Source organism: Saccharothrix sp. ALI-22-I (assembly GCF_001984175.1).
Lineage (GTDB): Bacteria > Actinomycetota > Actinomycetes > Mycobacteriales > Pseudonocardiaceae > Actinosynnema.
In genome coordinates, this window is sequence record NZ_MTQP01000057.1 from 14,188 (window position 1) to 32,533 (window position 18,346).

The window sequence follows — 18,346 nt, forward strand, 5'->3', positions numbered from 1 at the left end:
TTGGACACGCGCGTTCTGAACGTTGGACACGCGTGTTCTGGAGGTTGGACACGCGGGGGGAGGTTTGGTGGGGTTGCGCGGGCCGTTGGCGGTGGCTGGGGCGGCGGTGGTCGGCTGTGGGGTGTTGATGTTCGTGGACCCCAACCAGCCGGGGTCGCTGTTGCCGCCTTGTCCGCTTTATGCGTTGACCGGGATCCAGTGTCCGGCGTGCGGGTCTACGCGGATGGTGCACGCGTTGTTGCACGGTGACCTGGTCGGCGCGTGGCAGTTCAACGCCGTCATGCTGGTCGCCGGGCTGCCGTTGCTGGCCTGGCTGTGGGTGCGGTGGCTCCGGGCGGCCAGGGACGGCAGGCCGACGCCTCCGGTGTCGCGGAAGGTCGGCCTGCCGGTGGTGGTCCTCGCCGTCACGTGGATGCTCGTGCGGAATCTGGTGTCCTGACGAAGCGGTCGTTCAGCCCGTCACGAGGTGGATGCCGTTGAGCGCCTTCCACAGCGGTTCGCCGGACCGGCCGCGGTTGATGGTGAGGCCGCCGTAGAGGTCGGTCGCGAGCGCCCGCGCCGGGCCGGCGGCCTGCCGGACGACTACGGCGTCGCCGTAGTCGCGGCCCGGGGTGAACGCCGTGCCGACCGGCAGCTCCACCACCACGGCGTCGGCCTGGGGGTCGACGCCCCAGGAGCTGCCGCGCGGCAGGCCGCCCTGCCCCAACTCGGTGGAGATCCGCTGGAGATCGCCGGTGGTGTGCCGCACCTTCCGTGCACGTGCGCCGGCGCTCTGCACGGTCTGCGCATCCTGGTCGTTGACAACGTTGACCACGAGCGCGCCGTCGGCCGGGTCCACGCTGGAACCCGCCTGCCGGTCGCCGAGCTTGCCTGCCAGGTCCTCGGCGAGTGCGGTCAACCCCCGGCTGGGCGTCGAATCGCCGGCGCGCTTCGGCGTCCGACAGCCCCAGGTCACGGCGCAGGCTGGCGACCGAGGCCTCGGTCAGCTCCCGGCTCTGCGCTTCAGTCGTTCGTGCGCGCCGACCGCGGATGCTCGTGTTCGCCGGTCGCGGTGCGCCAGGTCCCTGGACGAGCTTCTGGTTACAGATGAACAGCTTCCGCACAACGCGGTGCGCCGCCGCCGGGCTAGTCGCGCAGCTTGCGGCCTTGGCCGTCGGTGCCGCCGTTGACCAGCAGGATGATCCCGTCGACCAGCGACCAGATGCCGCAGCCGCCGCACGTGAGCAGCTGCGCGATGCCGATCGCGGTGTCGCCGATGTAGAACCGGCCGATGCCGAACGGCAGCGCCAGTTGCAGCACGCCCGCCGCGATGCGCGACTTGTCCGACAGCGGCTGGCCGGTGAGCGGGTCCACGCCGTACGGGGCGTTCGGGTTGAAGCCGGGCGGGTAGCCGTACGCCTGGGCCCGGGTCGGGTCCGCGTAACCGGGGGGCGGCGCGTAGCCGGGAGGGGGCGCGTAGCCGGGAGGCGGGTAGCCGGCGGTGCCGTGGCCGGGGGTCGCGGGGTAGCCGGGCATCGGCGGCGGCGGGTACGCGGCGGTCGGCGGGTACGAGGGCGGCAGGAACACCGGGTGCGGCTGCGGCAGGTCGTGGAAGAGGGCGGCCAGCTCCTGCGCGGACTGGGCCGCGGACGCGTAGCCGACGCGCTGCTCGTACTCGCCGATCTCCAGCCGACCGGCCGCGAAGTGGTCGTTCAGGGCGTTGATCGCCTCTTCGCGCTGCTGGTCGCTGATGCGCACCTGGTGTGGTTCTGACACAGCTGAAACGCTAACAGCCGCGCGCGCTGATCGAGCCGGAACTCGCAGGTCGACCTACGCTGCACAAGTGCTGGTCGGAATTCCACGAGAGGTGAAGAACCACGAGTACCGGGTCGCCATCACCCCGGCGGGTGTGGTGGAGCTGGTGCGGCGGGGACACGGGGTTCTGATCGAGGCCGGTGCGGGTGACGGGTCCTCGATCCCGGACGACGAGTTCGTCGCGGCCGGTGCGCGCATCGCCCCGCACGCCGACGACGTGTGGGGCGACGCCGAACTGGTGCTCAAGGTGAAGGAGCCGGTCACCGAGGAGTTCCACCGGATGCGACCGGGCCAGACCCTGTTCACCTACCTGCACCTGGCCGCCAACGCCCAGTGCACGCGCGCGATCGTCGCCTCCGGGATCGACGCCATCGCCTACGAGACCGTGCAATTGGCCGACGGTTCGCTGCCGTTGCTCGCGCCGATGAGCGAGGTCGCGGGACGGATGGCCGCCCAGGTGGGCGCGCACTGCCTGGAACGCAACCAGGGCGGGCGCGGTGTGCTGCTCGGCGGCGTGCCGGGGGTGCCGGCGGGGAAGGTCGTGGTGATCGGCGCGGGCGTGGCCGGGATGAACGCCGCCGCGGTGGCGTTGGGCATGCAGGCCGAGGTGATGGTGCTGGACACCAACGTCAACCGGTTGCGGCAGATCGACTTCGGCTACCGCGGTCACCTCCAGACGGTGGCCAGCAACTCCTACGAGGTGGAGAAGGCCTGCCGCTGGGCGGACCTGGTGATCGGCGCGGTGCTGGTGCCGGGCGCGAAGGCGCCGACGTTGGTGGACAACCACCTGGTGGCGACCATGCGGTCCGGGTCGGTGCTGGTGGACGTCGCCATCGACCAGGGCGGGTGCTTCGCCGACTCGCGGCCCACCACGCACGACGATCCGACGTACCGGGTGCACGACTCCGTCTTCTACTGCGTGGCCAACATGCCGGGCGCGGTGCCGCACACCTCGACGTGGGCGCTCACGAACGTCACACTGCCCTACGTGACTGCGTTGGCGGACAAGGGTTTCAGGCGTGCGATCAGTGACGACCCGGCGCTGGCGAGAGGTGTGAACGCGGTGCGCGGCGCCATCGTGCAGGCCGAGGTGGCCAAGGCCCACCACATGCGCCACGTCCCACTGGCCCAGCTGTGAGCGGCGCGGCTGCGGGCGGCCCGGCTGCGGGCGGCCCGGTGGGGGATGGCCCGGCTGCGAGCGGCGCGGTGGGGGATGGCGCGGTGGGGGGTCGTTTGGCTGTGGATGGTTCGGTGGTGAGCGGTGGCGGCGGGCCGGAATTGTCGGACCCCGTCGGTAAGGTAAAAGCAGGGGTCCCCCTGGGGGGGACTCCTGCGGGGCGTGCGATGGGTGCGTACATGGACCACCTGGCGGTGGAGCGTGGTACGGCGCGTAACACGTTGGACTCGTACGGTCGGGACTTGCGTCGGTACGCCGAGCACCTGGTGGGCAAGGGTGTCGACGATCTGGCCGACGTCACCGAGGCTCTGGTCGGTGATTTTCTGGCCTCGCTGCGCGAAGCGGGACTGGCCGCCTCCTCCGCCGCGCGCACCCTGGTCGCGGTGCGTGGTCTGCACCGGTTCGCCCATCTCGAAGGCCTCACCGGGCACGATCCGGCCCGGGCCGTCCACCCGCCGACGCCGCCGCGTCGCCTGCCCAAAGCGCTGCCGGTGGACGACGTGCTGAAGCTGCTCGACGGTCCCGGCGAGACCCCCGCGCACCTGCGCGACCGCGCCCTGCTGGAACTGCTGTACTCCAGTGGCGCGCGGATCTCCGAGATCGTCGGGCTCGACGTGGACGACGTGGACTCCGCCGAACGGACCGTCCTGCTCGACGGCAAGGGCGGCAAGCAGCGCATCGTGCCCGTCGGCCGACCGGCGCTCGAAGCACTGGACGCCTACCTGGTGCGGGCCCGGCCCGCCTTCGTCAAACGCGGCACGCCGGCGCTGTTCCTCAACGCGCGCGGCGGCAGGCTGTCCCGGCAGACCGCGTGGCACGTGCTCAAGACGGCCGCGGACCGGGCGGGTATCGAAGCCGAAGTCTCTCCGCACACGCTGCGGCACTCGTTCGCCACCCACCTGCTGGAGGGCGGCGCGGATGTGCGCGTCGTGCAGGAGCTGCTGGGGCACGCCTCCGTGACGACGACCCAGGTCTACACGTTGGTCACGGTCAACACCTTGCGCGAGGTCTACGCGACCGCTCATCCTCGCGCTTCGGGTGGAACATGAGCGCGCCGCGGGTACCGTGGGCGCACACCTGACCGGGTACCCACCCACGATTCGAAAGTCCGACGAGCTGGAGGTGCCGACCAGGTGCCGAACTTGGACGAGCCCGAGCGCGACGCCATCGAGCTGAGCGCGGTGCTGCACGCGTTGAGCGACCCCACCCGGCTGGCGGTGGTGCGGCAGATCGAAGTCGACGGCGAGCGCCTGTGCGGCGCATTGATGGTGGACGTGGCCAAGTCCACCCTGTCGCAGCACCTGCGCGTGCTGCGGGAGGCGGGTATCACCCGGACCAGGGCGTGCGGCAACCAGCGGTGGGTGTCGCTGCGGCGTGACGACCTCGACGAGCTGTTCCCCGGACTGCTCGACGTGGTGCTCCGCGCGGCCGACCGGACCGGCACGGCGACCGACCGGGCGGGCGCGACCCACTGAGGCCCGCCGAGACCGCCGAGACCGCCGAGACCGCCGAGACCGCCGAGACCGCCGAGACCGCCGAGACCCACTGAACACCTACTGACACCCACTGAGACGCGCCAGGACGCGTCAGGACGTGGTGATAACGGCTTCGGGCGCTACGGCGAGGCGCGTTGCTGGTGGACCTCTGTGTGCCTAGGCTGCGCCCAGGCAGAGGACTAGGAATCGGGAAGGCGATGTCGACACCGGAGCACGCGGGCCAGACGTGGGGCGCGCCCCCACCGCCCCCGTCACCGTCCGGTGTGCCGCGCGCCTCGGTCGAGCTGAGCCTCGCCCCGCACGCCGCACCCGCGGACGAGGACCACACCGAGCAGGTTGCGGGCGAGATGGGGCCGACCGGCCGCCCATTGCGCTTCGTCGCCGATCCACCGCTGATCGCCGGGCACGGTCCGGCGAAGATCCTCGCGGTGTGCAACCAGAAGGGCGGGGTCGGCAAGACCACGTCCACCATCAACCTCGGCGCCGCTCTCAGCGAGTACGGCCGGAAGGTGCTGCTGGTCGACTTCGACCCGCAGGGCGCGCTGTCGGTCGGCTTGGGCGTGCACCCGCACCAGCTCGACCAGACGATCTACAACGTGATCATGGAACGCGATGTCGGCGTCGGCGACGTGATCATGCGCACCCCGGTAGAGGGCATGGACCTGCTGCCGAGCAACATCGACCTGTCCGCCGCGGAGATCCAGCTGGTGTCCGAGGTGGGCCGGGAGCACACGCTGGTCCGCACGCTGCGGCCGGTCATCGAGCACTACGACTACGTGCTGGTGGACTGCCAGCCGTCGCTCGGCCTGCTGACGGTCAACGCCCTCGCGGCGGCTGACGGCGTCCTCATCCCGCTGGAGTGCGAGTTCTTCAGCCTGCGCGGGGTCGCCTTGTTGATAGACACCATCGAGAAGGTCAGGGAGCGGTTGAACCCGAAGCTGGAGATCACCGGAATCCTCGCCACCATGTACGACCCGCGCACGCTGCACTCCCGCGAGGTGATGGCGCGCGTGGTCGAGGCGTTCGGCGACGTCGTGTTCGACACGGTGATCAACCGCACGGTCCGGTTCCCGGAGACGACCGTCGCCGGTGAGCCGATCACCAGCTGGGCGCCGCGCTCGGCCGGGGCCAAGGCGTACCGCGCGCTGGCGCGTGAGGTGATCGCCCGGTGACCCGACGCCCATCACTGCCGGGCGCGTCGGAGCTGTTCCGCCTCACGACCAGTTCCGCTTCCACCGGCCTGCCCGGCGTGCCGGAGATCCCGGACGCGCCCGACGTCCCGGCGCAGGAGCCGTCCGCGCAGCGGCGCGGGACCGGGCGGCAGAAGCACTCGACGAAGATCACCGTGTACGTGTCCGACGAGGAACTGCTGGCCTTGGAGCACGCGCGGCTGGCGTTGCGCGGCGACCACGGCCTGGCGGTGGACCGGGGACGCGTGGTGCGCGAGGCCATCGCGATCGTGCTGGACGACCTCGAAGGGCACGGCGAGGACTCGCTGCTGGTGCGTAGGTTGCGCGAGCAGTGAGCAGTGACGCACCAGAGATCCGACCCGAAACCGAACCCGCAGTGCCGGTTGAGGCGGTAGCGGCGGAGTCTGTCCTGGTCGAGCCCGTGCCGGACGAGTCCGCGCCGCCGGGCGACGGCCGGTTCAAGGTCAAGCTGACCAACTTCGAGGGCCCGTTCGACCTGCTGCTGCAGCTGATCTCGCAGCACACGCTGGACGTGACCGAGGTGGCGTTGCACACGGTCACCGACGATTTCATCGCCTACATCCGGGCGTTGGGCGACCAGTGGGACCTGGACGAGACGACCGAGTTCCTGGTCATCGCGGCGACCCTGCTCGACCTCAAGGCGGCCCGCCTGCTGCCCTCGGGTGACGTGGACGACGAGGACGACCTGGCGTTGCTGGAGGCGCGGGACCTGCTGTTCGCGCGGCTGTTGCAGTACCGGGCGTACAAGCAGGTCGCGGCGCTGTTCGCGGAGCTGGAGCGGGGCGCGTTCCGGCGCTACCCGCGGTCGGTGGCGTTGGAGCAGCGGTACGAGGGGCTGTTGCCCGAGGTGATGCTGGGTGTGGACGCCCGGCGGTTCGCCGAGATCGCGGCGGTCGTGTTCCGGCCCAAGCCACCGCCGACGGTGTCGACATCGCACATCCACCAGCACCGGGTGTCGGTGCGGGAGCACGCCGACGTGCTGCGCGCGCTGCTGGTGGCGGCGGGCACGGCGACGTTCGCCGAGCTGACCGCCGAGTGCACGGACACGATGGAGGTCGTCGCCCGGTTCCTGGCGCTGCTGGAGCTGTACCGCGAGCGGTCGCTGGCCTTCGACCAGCCCGACCCGCTGGGCGAGCTGCGCATCACGTGGATCGGCGGGACGATCGAGGAGGCGCAGGCCGAGGCCCGCGACGAGGACGAGGAGTACGGGTGACCGACCACCGAGCAACCGGGCCCGAGCCCGGCGACCAGGCGGCGCGGGTCGAGCCGGACAGGCTGGGTGACCAGGCCGAACGGGCCGTGCCGGTGGTCGGACCCGACAACGGCATGGAGTCCTTCGCGGCCGGCTTCGAGCCCGGCGCGGAACCGGGACTGCCGGAACCGGGACAGCCGGAACCGGGGCTGCCCGGGGCGGAATTGCCGGACGAGGTGCCCGGGGCGGTCGCGGATGAGGAGGGTGGGCTGCCGGACTTGGCTGACGAGGCCGAGTTCGAGGGTGCGTTGGAGTCCATCCTGCTCGTCGTGGACACCCCGATCGCCGAGGAGCAGCTCGCCGGAGTGCTCGAACAGTCCGTGAAGCGGGTCACGGCAGCGCTGCACCGGCTGGCCGCCCGGTACTCCGAGCAGGGCAGTGGCATCGACCTGCGTAGAATCGGGGACGGCTGGCGGTTCTACACGCGGGACCGCTTCGCGCCATTCGTGGAAAAGCTGCTGCTCGACGGGCAGCGCGCCAAGCTCACCCGGGCCGCGTTGGAAACCCTCGCGGTCATCGCCTACCGGCAGCCCGTGACCAGGGCCCGGATCGCGGCGGTGCGCGGGGTGAACGTCGACGGGGTCATCCGCACGCTCGTCGCGCGCGGCCTGATCGCCGAGACGGGCACGGACTCCGACACGGGTGGCATCCTTTACCGCACGACCGAACTGTTCCTGGAGCGGTTGGGGCTGTCGTCGTTGGGCGACCTGCCGCCGATCGCTCCCCTGCTGCCCGAAGTGGATGCGATCGACGATGTCTGACCGAGCCGTGCCGAATCCCTCAGAAAACGCCGAGGGGATCCGGCTCCAGAAGGTGCTCGCCAAGGCGGGCATCGCCTCGCGGCGCGTCGCCGAGGAGCTGATCGAACTCGGCCGCGTCCAGGTCGACGGCGAGGTGGTCACCGAGCAGGGCCGCCGCGTCGACCCGGACACCGCGGTCGTGCACGTGGACGGTGTGCGCGTGGTGCTCAAGGAGGACGTGGTCACCATCGCGTTCAACAAGCCGCGCGGTGTGCTGTCCACCATGCACGACGACGCGCACCGGCCGTGCGTCGGCGACTACCTGCACAACCGCAAGGAACGGCTGTTCCACGTCGGCAGGCTGGACGCCGACACCGAGGGCCTGTTGCTGCTGACCAACGACGGCGACCTGTCCCACCGGCTGATGCACCCGTCCTACGAGATCTCCAAGACCTACCTGGCCGAGGTGCCCGGCCCGATCCCGAAGGACCTCGGCAAGCGCCTGCGCGCGGGTGTCGAGCTGGAGGACGGCCCGATCCAGGTCGACTCGTTCAAGCTGGTGTCCTCCATGCCGGGCAAGGCGCTGGTCGAGGTGGTCCTGCACGAGGGCCGCAAGCACATCGTGCGCCGCCTGCTGGACCACGTCGGCCACCCCGTGGAGCACCTGGTCCGCACCGCCGTCGGCGAGGTCCGGCTGGGCAACCAGCGCCCCGGCTCGATGCGGGTCCTCAACCGCCAGGAAGTCGGCTCCCTCTACAAGGCCGTCGGCCTGTAGCCCTTCACCGAGTCCGGGGGCAGGCGCTTGGTGGAGCCCCCTCCACCACCAAGCGCCTCTCCCAGGGCGGGCACTTCGCCACCGGCGGGGACGACGGCTGGACGCACCTGTGGGACGTGCGGACCCTGTCGCAGGTGTCGGTGTTCGCCGACCAGGTCTCCCGGGACCAGCCGATCAGCGCGATGGCGTTCGACGAGATGGGCGACTACCTGGTGGTCGCCAAGACCGACGGGTGGACCGGGTGGTGGACCGCATCTGCGCCGTCGCGCACCCTCGCATCACCGCCGAGCAGTGGGCGGGCTACTTCCCCGACCTGCCCTACGATCCGCCCTGCGCCAACCCCTGATCCCACTCAGCGGAAGGGGTTTGGCTACTCCGGTGTGAGCCGACGGACAGTGCAAGATCACATGCTGAAGTTTCACGGCCACTCATTGTGGCGAACCGCTTCACTCTCTAGATTGAGCCGGGTTGGCTGGCGTTGATCAACTGGGAAGTAGGCGTTGCGCGTGCGTGCGCTCACGCGAGGATTGCTCGGCGTGGCCGGGTTCCTCGTCATCTGGGAGCTGTTCGGCCGGTCCCGGCTGGTTCCCGCGGAGTACCTGCCACCGCCGTCCGTAGTAGCGGTGGAACTGGTGAAGTTGTTGGGCGATGAGGCCTTCCTGAGGGACGTCATCGCGACGGTCCTCGCGTTGCTCATCGCCGTGGGGTTGTCGGTCGGCATCGCCGTGCCGCTCGGCCTGGTGCTCGGCAGCGTGACCTCGGTCCGCCACGCCACCCGCGCCGTGGTCGAGTTCCTGCGCCCCATCCCGTCGGTGGCACTGATCCCGTTGGCGATCGTGCTGCTCGGTATCGGGCCGGAAACCAAGATCACCCTCGCGGTGTACGCGGCCATCTGGCCCATCCTGTTCAACACCATCTACGCGCTCGACGAACTCGACCCGCTGCTGGTCGAGACGGCGCGCGCGTTCGGCTCCGGCCGGGTGCGCGTGCTGGTGTCCGTGGCGCTGCCCAGCGCGTTGCCGTTCGTGCTGACCGGCATCCGGCTGGCCGCCACGACCAGCCTGGTGGTGCTGGTCAGCGTCGAACTGCTCGCGGGCGGCTCCGGCGGCATCGGGCAGTTCATCATGGAAGCGCGCAGCGGCGCGGGTCGGATGGACCTGGTCCTCGCCGGGACCGTGGTCGCGGGCGTGATCGGCTACCTCGTCAACGAGGGGCTGGAACGCGCGCAGCGCCGCTGGGTCGGCTGGAGCTCGGTCACGGGAGGCAGGTCGTGACTCGTTTCGTCCAGCGGTGGGGTGTGTTCGCGGGCCTCGTCGTGGTCTGGGAGCTGCTCACCTGGCTCGCCGACGACCCGTTCTTCCCCCGCCCGTCCGAGATCGTCATGGCGGCGCAGGGGTTGTGGTTCTCCGGTCCCCCCGGGGACCTGTTCCTGACCGACGCGGTGTTCGAGCACCTGTTCCCCAGCGTCGGTCGGCTGCTCGCCGGGTGGGTGATCGCCGCCGTGATCGGCATCTCGCTCGGGGTGGCACTGGGCCGTTCCACGGCGGCCATGCAGTACGCCGGGCCACTGCTGACGTTCATGCGCTCGATCCCGCCGCCGGCCCTGGTGCCGGTGTTCCTGCTCGTGTTCAGCGCCGGCACCCAGATGCAGCTCGCCACGATCGTCTTCGGCGTGCTGTGGCCCATCCTGCTCAACAGCGTCGACGGCGCCCGTTCCGTCGACGCCACGAAGTTCGAGACCTCGGCGGTGTTCCGCATCCCCAAGGCGCAGTGGATCCTCGGTGTCGTCCTCCCCTCGGCGGCACCGAAGATCTTCGCCGGGCTGCGGGTGTCCCTGTCGCTGTCGCTGGTGCTCATGGTCGTGTCCGAACTGGTCGGGACCGACAACGGGATCGGGTCGCAACTCCTCGTCGCACAGCGGGAGTTCGACTTCCCCGACATGTGGGCCGGGATCGTCCTGTTGGGAGTCCTCGGCTACGCCCTCAACACCGTGCTCCTCGCGTTCGAACGCAAAGCCCTTGCGTGGCAACCGAAGCAGGAGCGCACCCCCGCGACGGTGGAGGAAAAAGTATGACCGCGATGCTCGAAGTGGCCGAACTCGGCCACACGTACCAGGCGAAGGACGGCGCGTACACCGCGATCGCCGACCTGTCGTTCACCGTCGGAACCGGCGAGCTGGTCTGCGTGGTCGGCCCGTCCGGCTGCGGCAAGTCCACGCTGCTGCGCACGATCTCCGGCCTGATCCGCCCCACCCGCGGCCAGATCAGCCTGCACGGCAACGAGGTCAACGGCGTGCCGGACGACCTGGCCGTGGTGTTCCAGGACTACAGCCGCTCGCTGTTCCCCTGGCTGACGGTGCAGAAGAACGTGGAGTTCCCGCTGCGCCGCAACCTGGGCCGCGCCGAACGCCGTGCCCGCGCGGCCGAGGCGCTGGAGTGGGTCGGCCTGGCCGACGCCGGCCGCAAGTACCCGTGGCAGCTGTCGGGTGGAATGCAGCAGCGGGTCGCGATCGCCCGGGCGCTGGCCTACCGGCCCGCGTTGCTGCTGATGGACGAGCCGTTCGCCTCGGTGGACGCGCAGACCCGGTTCGAGTTGGAAGACCTGCTGCTGAAGGTGCGGACCGAGCAGGACACCACGGTCCTCGTGGTGACGCACGACATCGACGAGAGCGTCTACCTGGGCGACCGGATCCTGGTGCTCTCCACGTCGCCCGCGTCCGTGGTGGCCGACCTGAAGGTCGACCTGCCCGCGCAGCGCGACCAGATCACCACCCGCGAGTCCGAGGCGTTCGTCGCGCTGCGGGGCGAGGTGGCGCGGCTGCTCAACGTCGGCAAGACCTCCGAGGAGGTCAAGGCGCGGCGCAAGGCGAACGAGCAGCAGGCGGCGAAGTGGGCCGAGGCCGAACGAGCGGAGTCGGAGCGCGCCGACGTCTCGCGGGACGAGGCTGAGGAGCGCGCTACGACGTGAAAGGCCTTCACGTAGGTTAGGAGAGTCCAGCGGGCGATCCGCGGCTTGTCGGCCCTCTCAGGGGCGACGCCGGGGGTCGCCCGTTTGTCGTGTCCGGGGATCGCTCAGGGACGGTTCGAGGGTGGTTCGAGGGTGGTTCTGGGGGGGGGGGCGGTTGGAGCACGGTCGCGGGGTGGTCGGCGAGGCGGTCCGAAGGCTGGGATTCGACGCGGATCGTTCGCAACGATTCGACATCTTTCGCTCGGCGGGGCCTTCGGCGGACAACTGCGGACGGTGACGAATGTGCGATGAATTGATCATCACGCGGTGGTGGCTTGATCACGTTCCGTGGACATCGACGGCTATTCATCGTGGCCGTGGCGCGGTATTCCATTGCCGATTCCCTTGGGTTGAGAATACGGCGGAGGAGGTGTCGCGGGGCAAGTGCGACCGTCCGGGGAGTGGAATCGGCGGCGAATGCATCCGGTCGGCCCGAAAGATACCGCGTTTAGCGGGATCTCGAATGTGGTCGGCGGTTGTGCCGAGCCCTCGCCTTGTTCTCCACCGAAGCACCCCGATGTGCTTCGGTGGAGAACAAGGCGGCGACATCCTCGGCTTTGCAGTGCGTTCACCCGGATAACGGCGCCGCTGTTCACGAGATGTTCCTTCAGGGGCCGACGTAATTTTGCGCGAAATAGCCGGCGGACCCCCCGGAGCCGATGAGGTGTTCGAGTCTGGCTTGACCCAACCGGCTCAGGAACGGCTCCGGCGACCGGTGGATCATGAACACCATCCACTGCGAGAACTCCTGCGCACGCCACACGCGCCGGAGGCACACCTCGGAGTAGCTCCGCAGACCCGTCTCGTCACCCGTTCGGTGGTAGCTCGTCAGGGCGGCGGCCAGGACCTCGGCGTCGTGCAACGCGAGGTTCATTCCCTTCGCCCCCACCGGGGTGATGATGTGGGCGGCGTCGCCGAGCAGGTACAGGCTGCCGTGGTTCATCGGTTCGACCACGTGGCTGCGCATGTCCAGGATGCGCTTCTCCACGATGCGGCCCTCGGTGAGCTTCCAGTCCGAGTCCCGCAGCGCCAGCCGCTTGTGCAGTTCGGTCCACACCCGCTCGTCCGGCCAGTTGTCCACGGTGTCGTCCACCGGCACCTGGAGGTAGTAGCGCGAAACCGTAGAACTGCGGAGCATATGACCCGCGAATCCGTCCGGGTGAAGTGCGTAAATCACCTTGTGGGTGGATGGCGGGGCCTCGGCCAGGATGCTCAGCCACTCGATGCCGTGCTGGTGGCTGAACTCCTGGATCGCCCCGGCCGGGATGCTGCGCCGCGTCACGCCGTGGAACCCGTCCGCGCCGGCGATGAACGAGCAGTCCAGCCGCTCCCGGGTGCCGTCGGCGTTCGTCCAGGTCAGAGCCGGTTCTGCGGACTCGATGTCGTGCAGTTCGACGTCCGTGACGGACCACCGCACGGCGCCGCCGCGCTCGTCCGCGTAGTGCCGCACGAGGTCTTGGACGACCTCCTGCTGCGGGTATATGTAGTGCGTCTGGCCGTCGTACAACGTGGCGTAGTCGACCTCGTACGCCTGACCGTTCACCCGGAATTCGCAGGCGCCGTGCCTATCCGCCTCTTGGAGTAACCGGTTCGCAAGCCCGTGCTCGGTCAACATTTGCACCGCGCGGTGCTCCAGCACCCCCGCGCGGGGCCGCGTCTCGATGTACTCCCGGGTGCCTTTTTCCAGCACAACGCAGGGGATTCCGGCTTGGTGGAGCAGGTTCCCCAAGGTCAATCCCGCCGGGCCCGCTCCGACGATACCCACCGGACGTCGGTTGCTCTGTACGGCCCATTCCGCGTCAACATCGCTCACCGCATACCCCAACCTCTGGACAGCCTGTGCAAAGATGCTCACCGAAGGTAGTGGATCAGCCTTCAAGTGTCGGTCGACCGGGGTCTTGCCCAACCACTTGCACCACTCAGAGTGGTTCCGCAGCCCTCCGTCGCTCGTGCATCCTGCCCCCGCAAAGTCGCCACTCCAACCAGGAGATGCCCCCCATGACGCGAAGAGTCGGCCTCTCGGCTCGAAGGATCTTCGGCGCAGTGTCCGCAGTCGCGATGCTCGCCGTGGTCTCCGGCTGCGGTCTTCTCGGTGGTTCCACGGCCGAGACCACCACGGCCGCCGCACCGGGCAAGGTCGAAAAGGCCAAGATCACCCTGGGCCTGCTCCCCATCCTCGACGTCGCGTCGGTCCACGTCGCGATCAAGAAGGGTTACTTCCAGGAGGAGGGTCTGGAGGTCGAGCCCAAGATCATCCAGGGTGGCGCCGCGGCCATCCCGGGTCTGATCGAGGGCAGCCTCGACATCACCTTCGGCAACTGGGTCTCGTTCATCACCGCGGAGTCCAAGCAGGCGGCCAAGGCCGTCGACGGGCTCAAGCTGATCAACGACGGCTACCAGGCCAAGCCGGAGATGTTCCTGATCCTCGCCAAGGCGGACTCCTCGATCAAGTCGCCGAAGGACTTGGAGGGCAAGACCATCGCCATCAACACCTTCAAGAACATCGCCGAGCTGACCGCGAAGGCCACGTTGCAAGCCAACGACGTGGACCCCGCCAAGGTGACGTTCAAGGAGTTCCCGTTCCCGGACATGGAAGCCGCGGTCCAGAACGGCACGGTGGACGCCGCCTTCATGGTGGAGCCGTTCATCAGCAAGGCGCAGCGGGTCAGTGGCCAGATCACCGTGCTCGACGCGGCGTCCGGCCCGACCGCCGCCATCCCGATCGCGGGCTACGGCACGACCGGCAAGTTCGTGAAGGAGAACCCGAACACCGTCGCCGCCTTCCAGCGCGCGATGGCCAAGGGTCAGCGTGACGCGGCCGACCGCCCCTTCGTCGAGCCCCTGCTGGTGGAATACGCCAAGGTGGACAAGGAAACCGCCAGCCTGGTGCACTTCGGCGAGTTCCCGACGACCCTGGACGCCACCCGCCTGCAGCGGGTCGCGACGCTGATGCGAACCTACGGGTTGCTGGAGAACGACTTCGACGTCAAGCCGATGTTGGTCAACGCGTCAGGTAGCTGATCCGACGGGGAGCCCGGCTACGGGCTCCCCCTCGGATGTTTCCCGTTCGGGTCGAGGGCATGAAAAAACCATGAACGCCGGTTAGCGATCGTTTAGCGCGTCCCGTAGTGATGTGCGCGACAATGGTTGATTTGCAAACTACCGGCTACCTCGTCCGAACGGCGGTATGACTCGGCGGGATTTTCCACCAAGATCCACCGGGTTTGTAGGGATGTGTCGTTCCACCGGGCTGGGGAGTGTGCTGACGGTGCGCGGTCACGACGACCACGCCTCCGGGAGAGATCCGGAGCGGATTCAACTCGACGCGGGTGCCGCAGGAAGCGGTCCGCCCGATTCGGGACCCAGCACAGGGGCCGTGCCCGCCGACCGGGGAGTCACCCGGTGGCGTCTGCGGAACTGGCGCCTGCGCAGCAAGCTGGCCGTGGTGCTCCTGGTACCCGCGCTGAGCACGCTGACGCTCGCCGGGCTGAGACTGAACACCCAGCTGGACGACGTGGAGTTGTTCGGCCAGGTCCAGCGGGAGCTCCAGCTGTCCGCCCAGGTGGCGGCGGTCGCCGACGCGCTCCAGCTGGAGCGCGACGCGGCGGTCTGGTACGTCGCGGGCGGTCGGGAGGAGAACAAGCCCGAGTTCGAGACGCGCGCCAGCAAGGTCGACGCCGAGGTGCGCCGGGTGCGTGACGTCGCCGCGTCCACGACCGGCATCGACGAGACCGTGCGCGACTCGTTCCAGCGCGCGTTGCAGTCGATCGACGGGCTCAGCGCGCTGCGCAACACGGTGACCACCACCAAGTACCCCGACATCTCGGTGCACAGCGCCTACGGTCAGATCCTGGCCACGCTCGCCCAGGTGCACCGCGCCACCGTGAGCAGCCTGAGCGACGAGACGATCACCCCGCTGTCCGGCGCCAACCTCGCGCTCTACGCCGCGAAGGAGCAGCTGTACCAGCAGAACTCGATCCTGCTGTCCACGGCGAAGCGCGGCGAGTTCGCGCCCGGTCAGGTCAACGCGCTGCTCGCGGCCCAGTCCCGATTGGACGCCGCGCTCACCGACTTCGCCTCCACCTCCGGCCAGGAGAACCGCCAGCTGTTGTCGGACACCGTGTCCGGCGCCTCGGTGGACGGCCGCAACTTCCTGGTGCAGCTGGCTTTGGTGCAGCAGGCCGACAGCGGCTCGGTGTCCATTTCCGACGCCGACGTCCTGCGCATGGGCGAGGAGACCGCGGCGCTGCTGCGGGCGGTGTCGCAGAACATCGAGGGACAGGCCGACCGTGCGGCGGGCCAACTCACCGAGGACGCCCGCGCGTCCGCGTGGCGTGACGCGGCACTGGTCGCCGCGGCGCTGGTGATCGCGTTCGCCCTCATGGCCTTCGTCGCCCGCTCGATGCTGACGCCGCTGCGCGTGCTGCGCCGCACCGCGTTGGACGTGGCCCGCAACCGGCTGCCGGACGCGATCAAGCGAATCCGGACCCACCGCGACCCGGCGCGTGCCGCGGAAGAGGCGCTGGTGCCGGTGCCCATCCACACGACCGAAGAGGTCGGCCAGGTGGCGCGGGCGTTCGACGCCGTGCAGCGCGAAGCCGTCCGCCTCGCGGTCGAGCAGGTGGCGCTGCGCGCGAACGTCAACGACATGTTCATCAACCTGTCCCGGCGCTCGCAGGCGCTGGTCGAGCGGCAGATCACCGTCATCGACCGGCTGGAGCAGGACGAGCAGGACCCCGACCAGCTGGCCAGCCTGTTCGAGCTGGACCACCTGGCCACCCAGATGCGCCGCAACAGCGAGAACCTGCTGGTGCTCTCCGGCACCACGGTCAACCGCCGGGTGACCCGGCCGGTGCCGATCTCCGAGGTGCTGGGCGCCGCGGTCTCCGAGGTGGAGAAGTACGCCCGCATCCAGATCGCGCCCGCGCCGGAGCTCAAGGTCCAGGGCCGCGTGGTCAACGACCTCGCGCACCTCATCGCCGAGCTGCTGGACAACGCGACCGCGTTCTCCAAGCCCACCACCAAGGTGACCGTGCGGGCCATCGAGACCCGGCGCGGCGAGGTGTCCATCCGCATCCACGACCGCGGTGTCGGCATGCAGGAGCAGGACGTCATCGACGCCAACACCAAGCTCGCCGACCCGCCCGAGGTCGACGTGTCGGTGGCCCGCGAGATGGGTCTGTACGTGGTCGGCCAGCTGGCCAAGCGGCACGAGATCCGGGTCACGTTGAGCAACAACGATGACATAGAGGGTGGGGTTACGGCTCAGGTCGTGCTGCCCGTCGGACTGCTGCACCGCGGTCCCGAGCCGCTCGCGGCCCGTCCGGTGCAGGCCGCGTTGCCGCAGCGCCAGGCCAACCCGCAGCTGGAGGAGAGCGGTGTCGGCGTGCTGGCCGGCGTGCCCAAGTGGACGCCGGAGATCGCGCCCGGCGGCTACGCGCCGCTGGAACTGACGCCCGCGCCGTTCCCTCAGGTGGTGCAGACGCACGAGGCCGAGCCGGGTGGCTACTTCGAGATCGAGCAGACCCCGGCGGCCGACCTGTTCACCGCCACGGTCACCGAGACCGTGCCGCCGAGCGGTGACGAGGTGCCGGACTACTCGTACCCGCCGTCCGCCGCGCAGCCGGAGCCGGTTGTGGTGGTGGAGGACGACGACGCCGCCTCCACCCAGCGGCTGCCGATCTACGAGGACGTGCTGTCCCGCTGGTTCCAGGGCGGTGAGGCCGAGGCCGCCGTGCACGGCGACCTGGGTGGCAACCAGCAGGCGCTCGTCGCGCCGCCGGAGACCGCTTCGGAGAAGACGATGTTCGCCGACCGTGCCGAGCTGATGGGCACGGACAACTTTGGTGGCACGGACAACGCCGGTAGCAGGGACCATGTCGGTGGTACCAACGGTCACGAGCGCACGGAGTCGGAGCAGACGGTCTACACCAACAGCTCCGACCTGATCACGCCGCCGTCGGCACCGGCACCGGCCAAGCCGACGCCGCCCGCGCCGCGCGGCTCCACCCCGGCGGGTCTGCCCAAGCGTGAGCCCGCGCCGTCCGCGATCCCCTCCTCCGGTGCGACGTCGCCGGGCTGGGGTGCGGACGACAGCTGGTCGGCGGCCAGCAACGCGCTCAAGGCGCCGGTGGACGACACCACGACCGCGGGTCTGCCCAAGCGCGTTCCCAAGGCGCGCCTGATGCCCGGCTCGCTCACCGCGCCCGCGTCGTCGCGCGGTTCGGCGCCGGCGGCTGCTCAGGGCCAGGGCCAGGCTTCCGCGAACGGCACGGCGTCGTCCGGTATCGCCACCGCCACACCTCCGCGCCGGTCGGCCGACCGGCTGCGCCAGCGTTTCGCCACCTACCAGCGTGGCGTGGAGCTCGGCCGCAAGTCCGGCGACGACGCCGGAATGCCGTGGGAAGGCCCGCAGTTCGGTACTGAAGACAACGCCGCCGCCAGGGGCGGCAATCAGACCAAGGAGCAGAAGTGACCACCGCAACCGAGGAACTCGACAACTTCAGTTGGCTGGTCGATGACTTCGTCGCCCGGGTCGCGGGCGTCGCGCACGCGATCGTGGTCTCCGCGGACGGCCTGTTGCTCGCGTCCTCGGAGCGGTTGCCGATCGACCGCGCCGAACAGCTCGCGGCGGTCGCGTCCGGTCTGGTCAGCCTGAACCTCGGCGCGGCGCGCTGCTTCGAGGCGGGCGACGTCAAGCAGACCGTGGTGGAGATGGAACGGGGCTACCTGTTCCTGATGTCGATCAGCGACGGCTCGTGCCTGGCGGTGCTGGCGGCGCCCAACTGCGATATCGGGCTCATCGGGTACGCGATGACGCGGCTGGTCGAGCGGGTCGGCGTCCAGCTCACCCCGGAGATCCGTTCGCAGCTGCACGTCGCCATGCGCGGCTGAG

18 protein-coding genes are annotated in these 18,346 nt (G+C 69.7%); 15 read left to right on the forward strand and 3 right to left on the reverse strand.

Annotated elements, in window-relative coordinates:
- Positions 1-67: 67 nt before the first annotated feature.
- The gene (locus tag ALI22I_RS16270; RefSeq protein ID WP_083751785.1) at positions 68-439 is read left to right on the forward strand and encodes a DUF2752 domain-containing protein; all 372 of its coding nucleotides are present in this window, start codon (positions 68-70) and stop codon (positions 437-439) included.
- Positions 440-451: 12 nt separating this feature from the next.
- Here the strand turns inward: ALI22I_RS16270 and ALI22I_RS16275 are convergent, their stop codons facing one another.
- The gene (locus tag ALI22I_RS16275) at positions 452-898 is read right to left on the reverse strand and encodes a hypothetical protein (RefSeq protein ID WP_077006351.1); all 447 of its coding nucleotides are present in this window, start codon (positions 896-898) and stop codon (positions 452-454) included.
- Between the two features lie 227 nt (positions 899-1,125).
- Positions 1,126-1,755 (reverse strand): DUF1707 domain-containing protein, encoded by a 630-nt coding sequence (locus ALI22I_RS16280; RefSeq protein WP_077006352.1) that lies wholly within the window; start codon positions 1,753-1,755, stop codon positions 1,126-1,128.
- A 67-nt stretch (positions 1,756-1,822) separates the two neighbouring features.
- Between ALI22I_RS16280 and ald the strand changes: the two genes are divergently transcribed.
- The 11 genes from ald (at position 1,823) to ALI22I_RS16335 (ending at position 11,412) form a co-directional block, all read left to right on the forward strand.
- Positions 1,823-2,932 (forward strand): alanine dehydrogenase, encoded by a 1,110-nt coding sequence (gene ald / locus ALI22I_RS16285; RefSeq protein ID WP_077006353.1) that lies wholly within the window; start codon positions 1,823-1,825, stop codon positions 2,930-2,932.
- A 206-nt stretch (positions 2,933-3,138) separates the two neighbouring features.
- Positions 3,139-4,020 carry a site-specific tyrosine recombinase XerD gene (gene xerD / locus ALI22I_RS16290; protein WP_077006354.1) on the forward strand — a complete coding sequence of 294 codons (882 nt, stop codon included), beginning with the start codon at positions 3,139-3,141 and terminating at the stop codon, positions 4,018-4,020.
- An 84-nt stretch (positions 4,021-4,104) separates the two neighbouring features.
- Entirely contained in the window at positions 4,105-4,446 is a 342-nt protein-coding gene (locus ALI22I_RS16295; protein WP_077006355.1) for an ArsR/SmtB family transcription factor, read from the forward strand.
- Positions 4,447-4,664: 218 nt separating this feature from the next.
- A complete protein-coding gene (locus ALI22I_RS16300) occupies positions 4,665-5,639 on the forward strand; it encodes a ParA family protein (RefSeq protein ID WP_077006356.1) in 975 nt (324 codons plus the stop codon).
- The gene (locus tag ALI22I_RS16305) at positions 5,636-5,992 is read left to right on the forward strand and encodes a hypothetical protein (protein WP_077006357.1); all 357 of its coding nucleotides are present in this window, start codon (positions 5,636-5,638) and stop codon (positions 5,990-5,992) included. The genes ALI22I_RS16300 and ALI22I_RS16305 overlap by 4 nt, the downstream gene beginning before the upstream one ends.
- Before the next feature lie 41 nt (positions 5,993-6,033).
- Positions 6,034-6,891, forward strand: coding sequence for a segregation/condensation protein A (locus ALI22I_RS16310; RefSeq protein ID WP_083751762.1), 858 nt, complete (start codon positions 6,034-6,036; stop codon positions 6,889-6,891).
- Entirely contained in the window at positions 6,888-7,691 is an 804-nt protein-coding gene (gene scpB / locus ALI22I_RS16315) for an SMC-Scp complex subunit ScpB (protein WP_238598395.1), read from the forward strand. Before ALI22I_RS16310 ends, scpB begins: the two co-directional genes overlap by 4 nt.
- The gene (locus ALI22I_RS16320) at positions 7,684-8,445 is read left to right on the forward strand and encodes a pseudouridine synthase (RefSeq protein WP_077006358.1); all 762 of its coding nucleotides are present in this window, start codon (positions 7,684-7,686) and stop codon (positions 8,443-8,445) included. Before scpB ends, ALI22I_RS16320 begins: the two co-directional genes overlap by 8 nt.
- A 506-nt stretch (positions 8,446-8,951) precedes the next feature.
- Positions 8,952-9,719 carry an ABC transporter permease gene (locus ALI22I_RS16325; RefSeq protein ID WP_083751763.1) on the forward strand — a complete coding sequence of 256 codons (768 nt, stop codon included), beginning with the start codon at positions 8,952-8,954 and terminating at the stop codon, positions 9,717-9,719.
- The gene (locus tag ALI22I_RS16330; RefSeq protein WP_077006359.1) at positions 9,716-10,519 is read left to right on the forward strand and encodes an ABC transporter permease; all 804 of its coding nucleotides are present in this window, start codon (positions 9,716-9,718) and stop codon (positions 10,517-10,519) included. The genes ALI22I_RS16325 and ALI22I_RS16330 overlap by 4 nt, the downstream gene beginning before the upstream one ends.
- The gene (locus ALI22I_RS16335; RefSeq protein ID WP_077006360.1) at positions 10,516-11,412 is read left to right on the forward strand and encodes an ABC transporter ATP-binding protein; all 897 of its coding nucleotides are present in this window, start codon (positions 10,516-10,518) and stop codon (positions 11,410-11,412) included. Before ALI22I_RS16330 ends, ALI22I_RS16335 begins: the two co-directional genes overlap by 4 nt.
- A gap of 646 nt (positions 11,413-12,058) precedes the next feature.
- Here ALI22I_RS16335 and ALI22I_RS16340 read toward each other — a convergent pair.
- Positions 12,059-13,306 (reverse strand): 4-hydroxybenzoate 3-monooxygenase, encoded by a 1,248-nt coding sequence (locus ALI22I_RS16340; RefSeq protein WP_338013496.1) that lies wholly within the window; start codon positions 13,304-13,306, stop codon positions 12,059-12,061.
- A 188-nt stretch (positions 13,307-13,494) separates the two neighbouring features.
- On the opposite strand from ALI22I_RS16340, the gene ALI22I_RS16345 reads away from it, so the two are divergent.
- From ALI22I_RS16345 to ALI22I_RS16355, 3 genes are all read left to right on the forward strand, one after another.
- Entirely contained in the window at positions 13,495-14,472 is a 978-nt protein-coding gene (locus ALI22I_RS16345; RefSeq protein ID WP_238598396.1) for an ABC transporter substrate-binding protein, read from the forward strand.
- A gap of 355 nt (positions 14,473-14,827) precedes the next feature.
- Positions 14,828-17,926, forward strand: a complete 3,099-nt coding sequence (locus tag ALI22I_RS16350; RefSeq protein WP_238598397.1) for a sensor histidine kinase — start codon at positions 14,828-14,830, stop codon at positions 17,924-17,926.
- Positions 17,923-18,345, forward strand: a complete 423-nt coding sequence (locus ALI22I_RS16355) for a roadblock/LC7 domain-containing protein (protein WP_073890506.1) — start codon at positions 17,923-17,925, stop codon at positions 18,343-18,345. Before ALI22I_RS16350 ends, ALI22I_RS16355 begins: the two co-directional genes overlap by 4 nt.
- The last annotated feature ends 1 nt before the right edge of the window (position 18,346 follow it).

What these genes read in the sequence shown, in the direction of transcription:
- ALI22I_RS16320 (WP_077006358.1), top strand. Translation starts at nt 7,684, where the DNA reads ATGTCTGACCGAGCCGTGCCGAATCCCTCAGAAAACGCCGAGGGGATC.
- ALI22I_RS16300 (WP_077006356.1), top strand. Translation starts at nt 4,665, where the DNA reads ATGTCGACACCGGAGCACGCGGGCCAGACGTGGGGCGCGCCCCCACCG.
- ALI22I_RS16335 (WP_077006360.1), top strand. Translation starts at nt 10,516, where the DNA reads ATGACCGCGATGCTCGAAGTGGCCGAACTCGGCCACACGTACCAGGCG.
- xerD (WP_077006354.1), top strand. Translation starts at nt 3,139, where the DNA reads ATGGGTGCGTACATGGACCACCTGGCGGTGGAGCGTGGTACGGCGCGT.